Genomic DNA, 15,945 nt, shown 5'->3' on the forward strand with positions numbered 1-15,945 from the left:
AGAATTTATAAAAAGGCTAGACCCATTATGGTGCTAGCCTTTTTTACTTTTAATATGGCACTCAATATTATTTTGGCTTCTCAATCCCCGCGTAGAAGGGAGCTTTTGCAACTGCTGGGATTGCCCTTTCGCGTCATGGTGGCTGATGCAAATGAAGATAGCATCACACATCCTGATCCGGCTACAAATGTTGTGCAAACCGCTTACTTAAAATCCAGCATCATTGCCTCACAGTTAATCCACAGTTCAATCTCAAAAGGCACGTTCATTCTGGCAGCAGACACTACTGTTGCCCATGATGGGGTGATGTTGAATAAGCCAGCAGATGAAACGGCCGCTTGGCAAATGCTCACTCGTCTTAGAAACAACCAGCATGAGGTACACACAGGCTTTGTTTTGTTGGAACCAGCGACAGGGTACGAGTGGCAGGGGGTGAGTACGGCCGTTGTGACGATGCGGCCGTACTCTGATGCAGAAATTCAAGCCTATATCGCATCTGGGGATCCGTTTGACAAAGCAGGGGGCTATGCCATCCAGCACCCTGAATTTAGGCCAGTAGCTCAGCTAGACGGCTGCTACTGCACCGTGATGGGACTGCCCATTTGCGATCTGATTGTTGCCTTGCAGCAGTTTCAGGGAATTAGCTTAGCTCAGTTCAATCGGTTAGATTTAACGGCCGTTTCCCGCGCTCACCACCATTATTCTTGCCCCACGCTACAAACCTTGATGCACTAAGTGCTTTGTAAACAAAGTATATTTAGAAATATAAGGCGTTAACAAATTACTGAACGTTAACAATTGGATAAAGTCGCTTCAGTTTAATGCGAGCATCAGTGCAAGTAAATTGCCAATCAACACCCACTTGGCGTTTATTGCGTTGTGTTTCCCAAGCTGCTACTTGGTTGCGAACTTCGTCAATATCCACCTTCCGTCGCTTCAATGCCTGACGACGTAAAACAGATAATTCACATTCAGCAATATTGAGCCAACTGCCATGCTCTGGTGTGTAATGCCATTCAAGTTTGTCCGCAATCCGGCGTGCTTCTGCTGGTTCATACCGTTCATATAAAGAAGCGATATGGTGAATGTTCAAGTTATCCACAACCAAGACAATCGTCTCTGCATCAGGATAAACCTCGTCGACTAATGATTTCAACACCTGTGCAAATTCAATCTTGCGGCGTTGTGGATAAATCCATGTTTTGCGAAATCCGGCTAATGGTTCGACGGCCAGAAAAAGGGAACACTTCCCATGTCGTTGGTACTCATAGTCTTCTCGAACGGGTTGTCCTGGTTGCAGCGGAATTTCACCTCTTGGTGTTGACCGCAACGCTTTTTGAATTTCATCCAGGCAAACCATCGGCCGTTTCGGGTCGTAGGGTCGTTCATAAACGGAGAGGACATCTTCCATTTTGGCGACAAAGCGTGCCCCAGGTTTGGGCAGACACCACGATTTTACTTGCCAAGGCTTGAGTTCATTTTTTTTAGCTTATTTCCTATGGCGGTGTGACTAATCTCATCAACCACCTCTAGTTTTACCAGCCCATCAGCCAATAATCTCAGTGTCCACCGGTCATACCCCTCTGGTGGTTCGCTGCATGTCAAGGCAATCAGTTGTGCTTCTACATCTCCAGTCATTTTTGTCACCGGCCGCCCTGATCGTGGTTGGTCGTACAACGCTCTGTCCACACCACTTTCAAAGTAACGTCGTTTGATTTGGCTGACAGTAACATTGGATAGCATGGTTGCTTCTGCGACTTGAGCCAAGGTTCTCTTCTCCCCTTCGCTGCGGTTGAGTAGAAGCAACACCCTTGCCCGACTGATCACCCTTGCTTTGTGTTCACCCGACTTTATCAATTGTTCAAGTTCAGTTTTTTCATTTTGTGGAAGTTTTATATGTTTTGCCATTCCACAAGTTTATTCGATAACTATGTTTACTAACAAATTTGCTTTACAGAGCACTAAGGCCGCTTGTTGCAAAAAACTCCTCGAAATTTTCCCAAAGCCATGCTACAATGTTTGCGTTACTCTGTACTGTTATGTAAATGGGGCTCTTTATTGGCCCATGAGGATGGTTCCAGATGGATAATCAGCTCCAAGAAGCAATCACATTGGCAAGATCGGGCGAGCGGGAAGCTGCCCAGAAGCAGCTAGCCTCTTTTCTGGATGAAAAACCAGAAGAAGCACAAGGCTGGTATCTGCTGAGTTTATTGGTGGAATCGCCGCAGAAGCAAGCCGCCTATCTTAGCAAAACACTCGCTATTAATCCCAACCATCTGAAAGCGCAGGAGCAGCTTGCCACCTTGCAAGGCTCTGGCATACTAGCACCTACAACGACGATAGACAGTGAGTTAGATGAGTCGGCACTGCAGCCAGACACGGCAGAAGGTGAAAAATTGCCAGACTGGCTGCAAGAAGAACAGGCTATCGGAACCCCACCAAAGCCAGTTGATGAAACAGAAGATACGGCCGTTGCCAACGAAACCCTGCCCGATTGGCTAAAAGAGCCCGTAACCATTCCAGAAACCGCCAACTTAAAACCGGTTGAAGAAGGCCCCACTGTTGTCGGGCAAACCTCACAATCTGATGATGAAGCAGACAAAACTGTAAACGCCCTAAGACAACAATCAGTAGAAGAAACCGCTGAAACACAATCTTCTCAGAAGCAAGTCAAACCCAAGCCAGCGGCTAGCCAAAACACGATGAGCTTAAATATCATTCTTGGTATCCTCATCATATTGGCAGTCGTCGTTGTGGCAATGTTGGCCTTTTTAATTTTTAGCTCGTAGAGTGGTGTCCTAAATGAACTTTCTTTAGAGCATGTCGCCTTGATGAAGGCAACATGCTCTTTTTTTGATCTGATACGCTTTGGCGGGTAAGACAATCCCGTAATGCAAACTGCAGACGTTTCGAGGTTCCTCAATTCAATTAGCTCATCCATTAAACAAAGAATTTGTTGTTGGAAAAGAGAGGCTCTCTTTTTTGAAACTTTTGCTTAACCGACGCAGTAAGAAAGGCTCCCTAAAATCATGCTGCCCGGTAAAGGGTTTTTTCACCTAACCTGCTAGGAAGAAGGAAGTGGCCATAAACAAACTGGAAACCAGAGTATACGAAGTCCCGACTCAACACACCTACCACTGAAGGAAAACAAGCGCATATGTTTAAACAACTCACCCAACGCAGCAATTTTGCAATTTTCTGGCTATTATTGGTTGCCGTTATCGCTGTACTTTCATCTGCCTCAATCGGATTTGCAGATACAGAAAGTGAGCAGGTAACGGCCGTTTCCGCCATAGGCACCTCCCATTTATTGAATGACACCGAGCCTGGCATCTACCTCATTCGGTTTGAAGAAGCTCCCCTCGCTCGCTACCGCGGCGGTGAAGGCAATCTGGCACCTACAAATCCCCAAGAAAGAGGTACCAACCGCTTAGACGCCAACGACCCTGCTAGCCGCGCCTATCGCCAATTTTTGGCAGATCGGCGTGCAAACTATGTGAATAATATGGCACAGCGAATCGGCCGTATTGTAAACCCGGTTTACGAATATGAAGCAGGCAACCACGGCATCGCTGTCTTGCTTTCACCTGAAGAGGCCGTAGAAATCGCCAACATGCCTGGCGTCCTGTCCGTACAGCGCGACGTTGAGCGAGTCCTGATGACCGACAACGGCCCCGGCTGGATTGATGCTCCCGACATCTGGAATGGCACCGCGACTGGCGGCCTGCCCGGTACCCAGGGCGAAGGCATCATTGTTGGCATCATCGACACGGGCATCAACCCCCTCAATCCATCCTTCGCGGACATCGGCAGCGATGGCTACAATCACACCAATCCATTTGGTTCTGGCAACTACGTGGGCGTTTGTGATTCCGGCAACCCCAGCTTCGACCCCAGCTTCCAATGTAACGACAAACTGATCGGCGCTTGGGGCTTCCCGACCGTAAATAGTGGCGACCCTACCGATTATGATGGGCACGGCTCACATACCGCCAGCACGGCTGCTGGTAACGTCGTCTTGGGCGCAACGGTAAACGCCCCAACCTTTTCCTTTAACCGCGACATTTCCGGTGTCGCGCCCCACGCCAACATCATTGCTTACAGCGGTTGCTGTACGGTTTCAGCACTCACCGCCGCTATTGACCAGGCCATTTTGGACGGCGTAGATGTCATTAACTACTCCATCGGCAGCGAAGCAGCTTCCAGCGTCTGGAGCGATTTTGATACCGTGGGCTTCTTGAATGCTCGCGCAGCCGGAATCTTTGTGGCTACCTCTGCTGGCAACTCCGGCCCCGGTGCTGAAACAGTTGGCTCCCCAGCCGACGCACCGTGGCTTACTTCTGTTGGCGCCAGCACCCACGACCGCTTATTGCTTAACGTATTGAGCAACATGAATGGTGGCAGCACAATCCCACCGGCCGATATTGGTGGCAAAAGCATCACCAGCGGCTACGGTCCAGCCCAAATTGTGTATGCAGGCGACTTTGGTGATCCACTTTGCCCCATAGGGGCCTTTTCACCTGGTACATTCAGCGGCCAGATTGTTGTTTGTGACCGAGGTGAACATGCCCGAGTAGACAAGGGTCAAAGTGTGCTCAACGGTGGCGCAGGTGGCTTCATCCTGGCAAACGATGAGCCAAATGGTAACTCTTTGAATGCTGATGCCCATGCACTGCCTGCAGTTCACATCACCTATGCCGATGGTGTTGTTCTAAAAGCGTGGCTGGCAACTGGGTCTGGACACACCGGCACTATTGTTGGAACCGTGATGGATGTGAACAGTAGCAATGGAGACATCATGGCAGGTTTCAGCTCTCGCGGCGCAAATCGAGCCATTGATATTTTGTCACCCAATGTAACTGCCCCAGGTGTGGACATCATTGCTGCCTATGGCATAGGGGGCGCAGTGGAATGGAATTCCATCAGCGGAACCTCTATGTCTAGCCCACACGTGGCTGGGGCTGGTGCGTTGATGATGGCCTTGCATCCAGACTGGACACCTGCTGAAATCCAATCAGCATTGATGACAACCGCTTTTACCTCCGTTTTGAAGGAAGATGGTGTCACACCAGCCGATCCGTTTGACATGGGGTCTGGCCGCATTGACCTCTCAGTTGCTGGTTTGGCAGGCTTGGTTTTGGACGAAACGGAAGCCAATTATCTGGCAGCCAATCCGGCAGCTGGGGGTGATCCCATAGAGTTGAACCTGCCCAGCATGGCAGATAGCAACTGCGCCAATAGCTGTTCCTGGACGCGGACAGTTCGCAGCACCTTAGGAAGTTCAGTCACCTGGAACGCAACGGTTGAATCGCCAGCCGGGGTAACATTGAGCGTCACTCCCAGTAGCTTTGTGTTGGCCCCAGGCGCAAGCCAAACCATTACGATTGATGCTATCGTTAGCAGCGATTCGAATGATGAATGGCTGTTTGGTGCCATTACGCTCACCCCAAGTGGTGGCGAAGCACCTGCTGCCCGGATGCCAGTCGGTGTGATCACCTCGGTGGAGGTACCAACCTTCAATCCGGTAGCTGATGCTTCTGTCTTCTCAAATCGTTCAACCGGCAACTTCGGCAGCAGTAGCCAGCTACGGCTTGATGCTGCCCCAACGGTTAATTCTTATCTGCGGTTTGACGTGCAGGGCTTGGTTGGCACGGTAAACAGTGCCACGCTGCGCGTTTTTGTGCAAACAACATCCACAGCTGGCTTTACGGTGCAAGAAGTAGCCGATAATAGCTGGTCGGAGACGGGCATCAATTTTAGTAATGCACCGGCTATTGGCACTGTTATCAATAGCTCTGGGTCAACAGCTGCAGGCAGTTATATTGACGTCGATGTGACCTCCTATATCACAGGCAATGGTTTGTACAGTATGGCGTTGACCACAACAGACACATCGTTAATCGTGGCTCAGAGTCGTGAGGGGTTTAACCCGCCGGAATTGGTTGTTGAAACAACCATTGGTGGTGGGCCAACCCCACCACCAACCACAATTCCACCGACGGCGACAAACACGCCTGTCCCACCGACTCCGACAGCGACTGCGACAGCATCGCCAACGCCGGTAGGCCCAACCCCGACGGCAACGAACACACCTGTACCACCCACCCCAACCAACACGCCAACCGCAACGGCCACATCAGGCCCCGGTGGCAGCACCTTCACGTTTAACACCGCTGATGACGCCATTGTTCTAAGCAATCGGCCAACCAGTAATTACGGAACCGCCACAATCTTAGGTACTGACGATTCCCCGGACATCTTGAGCTTCCTCAAGTTCAATGTAACTGGTTTGGATGGGTCGGTGGCCTCGGCGACGCTGCGGGTGTTTGTTACCAGCGGTAATGCCGAATTCGATGTGGCCCAGGTTGCAGACGTTAGTTGGACACAAGCCAGCATTACGTACAACACCGCCCCAACCGTTGGCACCGTAATCGACAGTTCAGGTGCTGTGGTAACTGGCAGTTGGGTAGAGTTGGATGTTACTAGCTACATTAGTGGCGACGGTACCTTCAGCATGGCTCTGATTGACAATGTTGTAGGACGTAATCTGTACAGCAGCAATGAAAGTGGCAATGGCCCAGAATTGGTCATTGAAACTGGTCCGTAAGTTGATCTTCTGCTGTTTTGGCTAAATAAATGCCGCCTGCAGAACGTTTGCGGGCGGCATTTTTCCGCTTTTTATCTCTTCACAGTAGAGAAAACGTAAAATCACCCAACTTTCTTTTGGAGACAGAATATGCAGAATAATCCCCTGAAATCCCGTTCCTCTTTTAATCTTCTCTTGTTTTTAGGACTGGCTGGCACCGCTTTGCTGCTCATTTTGTTGGCAACAACGGGTGGCAAGCAAACCGTTAGTGCCGCCCCAGAAGCAGAACCATCGCCCGATGGACTATGGCAAGATGTTGATGAGGCCAACCTGCGCCCAGCAGGTGAGCGCGTAATCGAACCCGCAGCGTACCGCACGGTTTCGCTAGATTGGGAAGCGGTAAACTCCTTGTTGGCACAAGCATCAGTCTCGCCAAACAACAGTGAAGTTATTCTCTCGTTACCGCTGCCAGACGGTGGCTACGGCCGTTTCCAAATCAGCAAGACGGCCGTTATGCACCCAGACCTCGCTGCCAAATTCCCGGAAATCCAGACCTTTGCCGGGAAAGGGCTCGATGATCCCACAGCTTTTGCCCGACTAGACAGCACGCCTAAAGGGTTTCACGCGATGATCTTGTCGGGAAACGGCCGTTTTTTCATTGATCCTTTTACAGCCGATACTGTCACGCTGTACCAAAGCTATTTCGCTAGCGACTTTATCCCCAACCTGCCTGAAGATTTTGAACCAGATGTTGTCGTGGAAGACCCAGGCAACACTATCCACCCAGAAAGCCCACCGACCATTGATGGTATCTTCTCATCCGGTGGACAATTGCGCACTTACCGTTTAGCCGTGGCAGCCACGGGTGAGTACACCCAGTTCCATGGCGGCACCGTGCCGCTGGCGATGGCTGAAATTGTCACCGCCATCAACCGCGTCGCAGGCATCTATGAACGAGAGGTGGCTGTCACTTTCCAACTGGTAGCAAACAACGACCAGATCATTTATACCAACGGGGCAACCGATCCGTACACCAATACAAACGGCAGCATCATGCTGGGGCAAAACCAATCCAATTTGAACAGTGTCATTGGCGCAGCCAACTACGATGTGGGGCATGTGTTTAGCACTGGCGGCGGCGGCATTGCCGGGCTTGGCGTGGTATGTGGCAACTCAAAAGCGCAGGGCGTTACCGGACTCGGATCACCCATTGGCGATCCGTTCTATGTAGATTATGTTTCTCATGAGATGGGCCACCAGTTTGCTGGGAACCACACGTTTAACGGCAACGCGGGTAGCTGCGCTGGCGGCAACCGGAACGGTTCTACCGCTTATGAACCGGGTAGTGGCACTACCATCATGGCCTATGCTGGTATTTGCAGCCCGCAGGATGTGCAAAGCAACAGCGATGATTATTTTCACGGCATTAGCTTTGATGAGATTGTCTCTTTTACCTCAACCGGCAACGGGAACTCATGTGCGGCCGTTTCTAACACGGGCAATACACCCCCAACAGCCGAAGCTGGTTCCAGCTACAGCATTCCACTCAACACGCCTTTCACCCTGACTGGCTCTGGCTCGGATGTAGATGGTTCGGCTTCGCTAACTTACAATTGGGAACAGTTTGATCTTGGTCCAACCGGATCACCCAATTCGCCCTCTGGAAATGCCCCGATATTCCGCTCATTTGGGCCAACCAGCTCGCCATCACGCACCTTCCCCCAGATTTCGGATATTGTCAATAACACGCAAACATTGGGCGAACTGCTGCCGACGTACGGCCGTACCATGAATTTCCGCTTCACCGTGCGGGACAATCAGGTTCCGGCGGGTGGCGTAGCCAGTGATGAAACAACAGTAACGGCCGTTGCCAGTACAGGCCCCTTCCTGGTTACCGCGCCTAATACGGCCGTTACCTGGACAGGCAACACCACAGAAACCGTCACTTGGAACGTCGCAAGTACCGATCAGGCACCGATTAGCTGCGCAAACGTCATCATCAGCTTGTCTAGCGATGGCGGCTTTACCTACAACACGGTTCTGGAAGCCAGCACCCCCAACGACGGGAGTGCCGATGTGCTGGTGCCAAACATGGCCAGCAGCACTGCCCGCGTGCGTGTTGCCTGTACAGACAATATCTTCTTCGATATTTCTAACGCCGACTTCACTGTACAGGTAGGTGGCGGCCCAACCGTAACGCCTTCCAACACACCTGTGCCGCCGACAGCCACAAATACGCCGTTGCCGCCAACCCCAACAGGCATCGCAACCAACACCCCCACGCCTGACCCAACTGGACAAACCCTCCCCTTCAACCCGGTGGCTGACGCCTTTACGATGGCCAATCGGCCAACCAGCAACTTGGGCGGTGCCAGCACTTTACGCCTGGATGCTTCACCAGATGCCAACAGCTACCTGCGGTTTGATGTGCAGGGTCTCAATGGCGCCGTCTCGCAAGCCACCTTGCGAGTTTACGTACAAACCACCTCCAGCATCGGGTACGATGCCCATGAGGTCGCAGATAATAGCTGGGGCGAAACGAGTATCAACTTCAGCAACGCGCCTGCGCTTGGCACCGTTTTGGGCAGTTCTGGGTCAACAACTGCCAACACTTATATGGAAGTGGATGTGACTTCTGCTGTAAGTAGCAACGGCTTGGTGAGCTTTGGCCTTAGTACGGCCGATTCCAGCCTGATATTGTTGGCCAGCCGCGAAAGTGGCAACCAGCCAGAACTGGTCGTACAAACGGCGGGCAATGGTGGCCCCACGCCAACCAACACACCAGTTCCGCCAACACCAACCAATACCCCGGTTGGCCCAACACCTACGCCTACCAACACATCCGTACCGCCAACCGCAACGGCAACATCAGGCCCCGGTGGCAGCACCTTCACGTTTAGCACCACAGATGACGCCATCGTTCTAAGCAATCGGCCAACCAGCAACTATGGTACGGCCACAATCCTGGGAACAGACGATACCCCTGACATCTTGAGTTTCCTCAAGTTTGATGTTTCCGGTCTCAATGGATCAGTGAACTCAGCCACATTACGGGTGTTTGTTACCAGCGGGAATGCTGAATTCAATGTGGCCCAAGTAGCAGACAATAGCTGGACGCAAGCCAGCCTTACCTACAACGGTGCGCCAACTGTTGGGGCAGTCATTAACGGTTCAGGCGCAATCATAACTGGCACCTGGATTGAAATTGACGTCACTAGTTACATCAGTGGCGATGGCACCTTCAGCTTGGCACTTGTTGACAATATGGCTGGCCGTAACCTGTACAGTAGCAGCGAAGCGGGCAACGGGCCAGAACTGGTTGTTGTTACAGGCCCATAAAGCCAATATTCACCGATGATTAGGTGCTGACTCACCCGCACTTGTAAAGAAAAGAGGCTCCGACTGAAAATTCGGAGCCTCTTTTTGCATCAATTTATAGGTAGATTAGTCATCCTGGCCGGGAATGGGCTGTAGAGGATTTAGATTGGTTGGGGCATTGTCGAGTGGGGGTACGGGGTTACCACAATAGGTAAATACGCTTCCCTTGCCACTATGGTAGTGATATTCTGTGCCATCAACCTGCAAAATCATTTGCTGCCCGGGCACAAGGGCTTGGGTGTAGGCAACGTCCGCTTCTGGGCAGCCAATGCTGCCGTCTCGCCAGGTTACCTCTAATAGGGAAACCAGTTGAATATCCTCAACGGCAATGCCCAATCGCTGACTTAAATCATTCATCGCCTGCACAACGGGCTCTTTCATACCAGGATTGCCGGGGGCAGGCTGCACAATTGGCGTGGTGTCTATGGGTACGGCCGTTACATCCCCCAAATCTACGGTGACAGGCTCAGAAATTTGCTTGTCTTCCTCGGTGGGTGCTGGTTCTGGTTCGGGCGTTTCTGTACTCACGGGTTGCTCCTCTGGGATGGTTGTTGCCGATGGCACGGCCGTTTCTTGCGGTTCTTCAGCGGCTGGCGTGGTAGTTACGGCCGTACAGCCAATCAACAAAAACAGTAATATGCTCAATAACAATACGTTTGTTTTCATCTATATTCTCCTAAGATACCCAATATGGGCAAGCGAAAATCGTTTGCCACTTTACCCCTAAAACGACGCTTTGCACAAAATAGTTCCCACACAACTGATTTTCGCCCCTTCGCCTAACTTCGGTACAATACCCGCCATGCGGAAACCCTTCTGGCGACCCCTCAGCTACCAACAACGCCTACGTCTGCTGCTTCTGCCCTACCTGAGCGGGATCGTGCTGCTGGTGTTGCTGCCCGCACTGCTTTCCTTTGGTCTTGCCTTCTTTCGCTATGATGCGCTTTCCCCACCGAGTTGGATTGGCAATCTCAACTTTCTGCTGGTGACAACCGACGAGCTGTTTTTGCTGAGCATCCAGAACTCGTTGGCGTTGGTCATTTTGCCAGTGCCGCTACGGGTGCTGGGTGCGTTTTTGCTGGCAATTTTGTTAAGGCGAAACGGCCGTTTCCTGGGATGGTTCCGCGCCGCTATCTATCTACCCAGCATTGTGCCTACCGCCGCCTACGCGCTCGCCTGGCTGTGGATTTTGAACCCAATTTATGGCCCCATGAACCTGCTGCTGCAAGCAATGGACGTCGCGCAGCCCGGTTGGTTTGCCGATGACCAATGGGCCAAACCGGGACTTGTGTTGCTCTCACTGTGGCAAATTGGGGAAGGGTTTCTGGTTTGTCTGGCCGCCCTGCAAGACATTCCCAGCACCGTCGAGGATGCTGCCCTGGTGGATGGGGCAAATCGCGTCCAACGCTTTTTTTACCTCACCTTGCCGCTTATGGCCCCCATTTTGCTGCTGCTCACCTTCCGAGACGCCATTTTGACGCTGCAAGAGTCGTTTACCACCATTTTCCTGACGACAGGCGGCGGCCCATATTACGCCACCTACACCTTGCCTATGCTCATCTACGAACAGGGATTTGGCTTGCTGCTGTTTGGGGCGGCCAGCGCAGCTTTGTGGGTGCTGTATGCTCTCACTGGGCTGATTGTGTTAGCACTCTATCTCATCGCCCGGCAGTGGCAAATTGGCACCACGGAGGAGACATTTGTTCTCTAAATTGAGGCGATTGGAGATTGGAGATTGGCGTTTTTGGTTACGGCTGCTCGCTACGGCCGTATTCCTTCTCCCCCTCATTTGGTTGCTCACAGCGGCATTGCACCCGGTGGGACAGCCGTTGCCCACCAGCCTGACCATCTCCTTCGACTGGACGCTGGCCAACTTTAGCCGCGTTTGGGAGCTGGTTCCGATTGGTCGCTTCACCCTGAACTCGTTGCTGGTGGTGATTTTGGCCGTGCCGCTTACGTTGGTAACCAGCAGTTGGGCAGGCTTTGGCATGGCGCAGCTCCCCAAAGCCAGCCAGCGACGCTGGATTGTCCTCTCGCTGGCAGTGTTGATGGTGCCTGGCGTAGCCTTGTGGGCCACTCGCTTTCTGCTTTACTCCCGCCTTGGCTGGTACGATTCGATTTTAGCCCTTATCGCCCCAGCCTTTATGGGCAGTAGTCCCTTCTTTGTGCTGATGTTTTATCGCGCTTTCCGTCGTATTCCACTCGCGATTTTTGAAGCAGGACGGCTTGAAGGCGCAGGCGTGTTGGCTAGTTGGTGGCAAATTGGCCTGCCACTAGCGCGACCAACGGCCGTTGGCGTGGCCATCCTCTCATTTGTGTTGTACTGGGGCGATTTTGTGTCGCCGCTGCTCTATTTGCGCTCGGAGAGCCGCTACACGCTGCCCATTGCTTTGCAACTGCTGCAACAGCTCACCCCCTCCGATTGGCGCTTGCTGATGGCCGGGGCCGTGTTGGCAACGATTATTCCTGTGGGGTTGTTTTTGCTGTTACAGCCTTATTTTGCTCGATTAGGCCGCTAGGTGAGAACAATGATGCGAATAAACCGTCGGTATCTTTTAAGTGGGTTGGTGCTGGGAACGGCCGTTACTATCTTAATTCTTTTTATCAACTGGCGTTTGCCTAACAAGGTGTATCACATAGATAGCGTAGAGGCGGGTAGCATTGCCTGCACAGGCACAACCAGCTTTGCAGTAATTGGTGACTATGGCGATACCGGGCAGGCTGAAGCCGACGTTGCCAACTTAGTGCATAGCTGGAATGTGGATTATGTTCTCACGACTGGCGACAACAATTACCCTGACGGCGAAGCCAGCACCATTGACGAGAATATCGGCCAATATTACCAGCAATACATTGGCAACTACAGTGGCAGCTACGGCCCGGGTTCCGTGGAAAACCGGTTCTATCCTTCACCAGGCAATCACGATTGGAACACCGGCACGCTGCAACCTTATCTGGATTATTTCACCCTACCCGGCAACGAACGATATTACGACGTCCAGCTTGGCCCTGTGCATCTGTTTGCCCTGGATAGCGACCCCAAAGAGCCAGACGGCCGTACCGCAACTTCTACCCAAGCCACCTGGCTGCAAACCCAATTGATTGCCAGCACCGCCCCTTGGAAGTTAATCATCCTGCACCATCCCCCTTACTCCTCCTCCAGCGTGCATGGCTCTACGGCCGATTTACAGTGGCCGTTTGCAGATTGGGGAGCAACGGCCGTTCTGGCTGGGCACGACCACACTTACGAACGCATTCACCAAGATGGCATCCTTTACTTTGTCAATGGGCTAGGCGGCCGCAGCATTTACAGTCTGGGCAACCCGATTGAGGGTTCGGCCGTACGGTATAATCTGGATTATGGTGCAATGCGCTTAGAAGCGTCGCCAACTTGCCTGAGCTTTAGCTTCTACAGCCGCACAGGCAGCCTCATCGACAGCATCACCCTGTACAAAAGCGACCATTTTAGCAACCAAATTTTCCTCCCTCTCACCACCAAATAGATGAATAAAAGTGAGAAAACATCCATGATGACACAAAGTCAACGCCGATGGTCACGGTCACCTTTTATTTTCATACTAGCTTTGCTACTTGTTAGCTGCTCTGGCTCTCAAGAAACCGTCAGCTTCATGGTATTTGGCGATCCGGCTGAACGCCGTGCCTATCTTAATTTAGTCGCCGCCTTCGAAGAAGCGCATCCAGACATTGCCATCGAACTGACGCATATTCCCTCGCCCCGCGATTATCGTGACCGGCTGGCCACCGAGTTTGCCGCCGGTTCGCCGCCAGACGTGACCTTGATGAACTACCGGCGGTATGGAGCGTTTGTTGCCAACGGATTGCTAGAACCCGTTGGCCCTTATTTAGCTCAAAGCGATCTCATCCAGCCAGAAGATTTTTATCCAATCACAATTGATGCGTTTACATGGAACAATGAAATCACCTGCATCCCGCAAAATATCTCTAGCCTGGTGGTATATTACAACCAAGATACGTTCGATACGGCGGGCGTGGTTTACCCGGCAGATGATTGGACGTGGGAAGATTTTGTAAAAACGGCCGTTACCCTCACCCAAGATTTTGATAACGACGGCACCATTGACCAGTATGGCCTCGGTGTCGACCCCTCGCTCTACCGATTAGCACCGTTTGTGTGGCAAAATGGCGGCCCCATTGCCAACAATGAACAGTTCCCTACCCGGCTCACGCTTACCCGCCCACCGTCGCAGGCCGCACTGCAATGGTTTGTGGATTTGCGGCAGGTACACGGCGTCGTGCCGGATCGGGTGGAGGAAGCCGCGCAGGACAGCGAGAGCCGCTTCATCGGTGGCAGCACGGCAATGTTCCTCAACAGTCGTCGAGGCACACCCACTTATCGCGAAATTGAAGCGTTTGTGTGGGACGTGGCCCCACTGCCGCGCAATGGAGAGGTGGCGGGGGTGCTGCACAGTGACGCTTACTGCCTCTCTGGCACGACAGAAAACAAGGATGCCGCCTGGACGTTCGTCGAGTTTGCCAATTCGCCCACAGGACAAGCCATTATTGCTGGAAGCGGCCGTACCGTCCCATCCCTCATCAGCGTGGCTGAATCAGAAGTGTTTTTGGACCCCAACCAGCGACCAGCCCGCAGCCGCGTTTGGCTAGATACGGCCGAATCATTGCGCCTGGTGCCCATCATCAGCACCTGGGAAGAGATTGAAAGCACGGCTAGTGAAGAGATCGAACGCGCCTTCTATGGCGACATCTCGGCAGAAGAAGCCGCGCTGCTTATCGACACGCGCACCGAAGAATACTTCCGCCTCGGCACTGGCCGATGATTTTTGCCACAGAGGGCAAAGAGGTGCATGAGAATTTCCTCTTTTATCTCTGTGTTCTCTGTGGCCAATTAAAAATTCCCTACGTTTTCCCTCTGGAACAGAAGTCCTCCTTGATTCTTTTGTGTCGAGTGGGTTATAGTCTGCAACATGAGCAATTTAGACCAAATAACGGCCGTTCTCCGCACCGACACGGGCCAAGTCCGTGACCACAACGAAGATTTTGTCTTTCATTGGGAACCCAGCAATTTAGAAGAAGAACAGAAACATGGTTGGCTTTACATTGTTGCCGATGGTGTAGGTGGCGCAGATGCAGGGGAAGTTGCTAGCGAGATGACCTCGCAGCAAACGATCGATCATTATTTGGCTCATGAAAATGAAACGAATTGGGGCAAGCGGTTGCTCAACGCCATGCACGCGGCCAATTCTGAGCTGCGACAATTTGTGCTAGAACGGAACGACAATAGCCGCATGGCCACCACGATGGTTGCGGCCGTTTTGCAAGAAAATCACGCTTACATCAGCAACGTGGGGGACAGTCGGGGCTATTTGTGGCGCAACGGCCGTATTCAGCAAATTACCAAAGACCAAAGCCTGGTAGCCAAGCTGGTGGAAGAAGGGGCCATTACCGAAGAAGAGGCACTGTTTCACCCCCGCCGCAATGTCATCCTGTATAGCCTCGGCTCGGAACGCTCCCCACAGATTGATCTGTTTGAGCAAACGCTGGAACCCGACGATATGCTGCTGCTTTGCTCCGATGGCCTAACCCGGCACGTGCTGGATGAAGAAATTGCGCTGGTGATGGCTGAAAACGAGCCTGACCAAGCTACAGACATCCTTATCAACCGTGCCAATGAGCGCGGCGGCGAGGACAATATTTCTGTGGCGATCATTAAATATGCGGGCAGTACGGCCGTTGCGCCCCAAAAATATGCCCAAACCAACAAAACACCTCTGGTGGTTGCCGATGGACAACAGGCAATCTCCCGAACGGTAAACCGCCCCGCCCTCTGGGCATACACGCTTGCCCTGGGACTTGTCCAAACGCTGCTGATATTTCTCGTTTGGTTTCTACTCCGTGTATAATAGCCCCGTTGTACTCGTAAGCACCTGTTTTGCCTCACGTTTACACATTTTAATTTATCCACAACTGGTTCTTTACAACAT

General features: G+C 52.2%; 12 protein-coding genes. 9 read left to right on the plus strand and 3 right to left on the minus strand.

Annotation, left to right across the window (positions count from 1 at the left end; genetic code table 11):
* The first annotated feature begins 27 nt into the window (after positions 1 to 27).
* Positions 28 to 735 (plus strand): Maf family protein, encoded by a 708-nt coding sequence (locus tag ACOQPU_RS09220; protein ID WP_420644825.1) that lies wholly within the window; start codon positions 28 to 30, stop codon positions 733 to 735.
* A gap of 46 nt (positions 736 to 781) precedes the next feature.
* Here the strand turns inward: ACOQPU_RS09220 and ACOQPU_RS09225 are convergent, their stop codons facing one another.
* Positions 782 to 1,444 carry an IS630 family transposase gene (locus ACOQPU_RS09225; RefSeq protein WP_420645803.1) on the minus strand — a complete coding sequence of 221 codons (663 nt, stop codon included), beginning with the start codon at positions 1,442 to 1,444 and terminating at the stop codon, positions 782 to 784.
* A gap of 11 nt (positions 1,445 to 1,455) precedes the next feature.
* Complete coding sequence (locus tag ACOQPU_RS09230; RefSeq protein WP_420640814.1) at positions 1,456 to 1,908, minus strand: helix-turn-helix domain-containing protein; 453 nt, start codon at positions 1,906 to 1,908, stop codon at positions 1,456 to 1,458.
* Positions 1,909 to 2,081: 173 nt separating this feature from the next.
* On the opposite strand from ACOQPU_RS09230, the gene ACOQPU_RS09235 reads away from it, so the two are divergent.
* The 3 genes from ACOQPU_RS09235 to ACOQPU_RS09245 all read left to right on the plus strand — a co-directional run bounded on the left by ACOQPU_RS09235 (position 2,082) and on the right by ACOQPU_RS09245 (position 9,925).
* A complete protein-coding gene (locus ACOQPU_RS09235; RefSeq protein ID WP_420644826.1) occupies positions 2,082 to 2,789 on the plus strand; it encodes a hypothetical protein in 708 nt (235 codons plus the stop codon).
* Between the two features lie 368 nt (positions 2,790 to 3,157).
* Positions 3,158 to 6,607, plus strand: a complete 3,450-nt coding sequence (locus ACOQPU_RS09240; protein WP_420644827.1) for a DUF7594 domain-containing protein — start codon at positions 3,158 to 3,160, stop codon at positions 6,605 to 6,607.
* 129 nt (positions 6,608 to 6,736) lie between these two features.
* Positions 6,737 to 9,925: a DUF7594 domain-containing protein gene (locus ACOQPU_RS09245; RefSeq protein ID WP_420644828.1), complete on the plus strand. Its 3,189-nt coding sequence runs from the start codon at positions 6,737 to 6,739 to the stop codon at positions 9,923 to 9,925.
* A 105-nt stretch (positions 9,926 to 10,030) separates the two neighbouring features.
* On the opposite strand, the gene ACOQPU_RS09250 is transcribed toward ACOQPU_RS09245, so the two are convergent.
* Positions 10,031 to 10,630, minus strand: coding sequence for a hypothetical protein (locus ACOQPU_RS09250; RefSeq protein ID WP_420644829.1), 600 nt, complete (start codon positions 10,628 to 10,630; stop codon positions 10,031 to 10,033).
* Positions 10,631 to 10,766: 136 nt separating this feature from the next.
* On the opposite strand from ACOQPU_RS09250, the gene ACOQPU_RS09255 reads away from it, so the two are divergent.
* The 5 genes from ACOQPU_RS09255 to ACOQPU_RS09275 all read left to right on the plus strand — a co-directional run bounded on the left by ACOQPU_RS09255 (position 10,767) and on the right by ACOQPU_RS09275 (position 15,864).
* Entirely contained in the window at positions 10,767 to 11,675 is a 909-nt protein-coding gene (locus tag ACOQPU_RS09255; RefSeq protein WP_420644830.1) for a carbohydrate ABC transporter permease, read from the plus strand.
* On the plus strand, positions 11,665 to 12,483 hold the full coding sequence (locus tag ACOQPU_RS09260; RefSeq protein ID WP_420644831.1) for a carbohydrate ABC transporter permease: 819 nt from the start codon (positions 11,665 to 11,667) through the stop codon (positions 12,481 to 12,483). The genes ACOQPU_RS09255 and ACOQPU_RS09260 overlap by 11 nt, the downstream gene beginning before the upstream one ends.
* A 9-nt stretch (positions 12,484 to 12,492) precedes the next feature.
* Positions 12,493 to 13,467: a metallophosphoesterase family protein gene (locus tag ACOQPU_RS09265; protein ID WP_420644832.1), complete on the plus strand. Its 975-nt coding sequence runs from the start codon at positions 12,493 to 12,495 to the stop codon at positions 13,465 to 13,467.
* Positions 13,468 to 13,491: 24 nt separating this feature from the next.
* Positions 13,492 to 14,781, plus strand: coding sequence for an ABC transporter substrate-binding protein (locus ACOQPU_RS09270; protein WP_420644833.1), 1,290 nt, complete (start codon positions 13,492 to 13,494; stop codon positions 14,779 to 14,781).
* Positions 14,782 to 14,928: 147 nt separating this feature from the next.
* Positions 14,929 to 15,864, plus strand: coding sequence for a Stp1/IreP family PP2C-type Ser/Thr phosphatase (locus ACOQPU_RS09275; RefSeq protein ID WP_420644834.1), 936 nt, complete (start codon positions 14,929 to 14,931; stop codon positions 15,862 to 15,864).
* Positions 15,865 to 15,945 lie beyond the last annotated feature (81 nt).

This window comes from Candidatus Leptofilum sp. (assembly GCF_965223285.1).
In the GTDB taxonomy this organism is placed as follows: domain Bacteria; phylum Chloroflexota; class Anaerolineae; order Promineifilales; family Promineifilaceae; genus Leptofilum.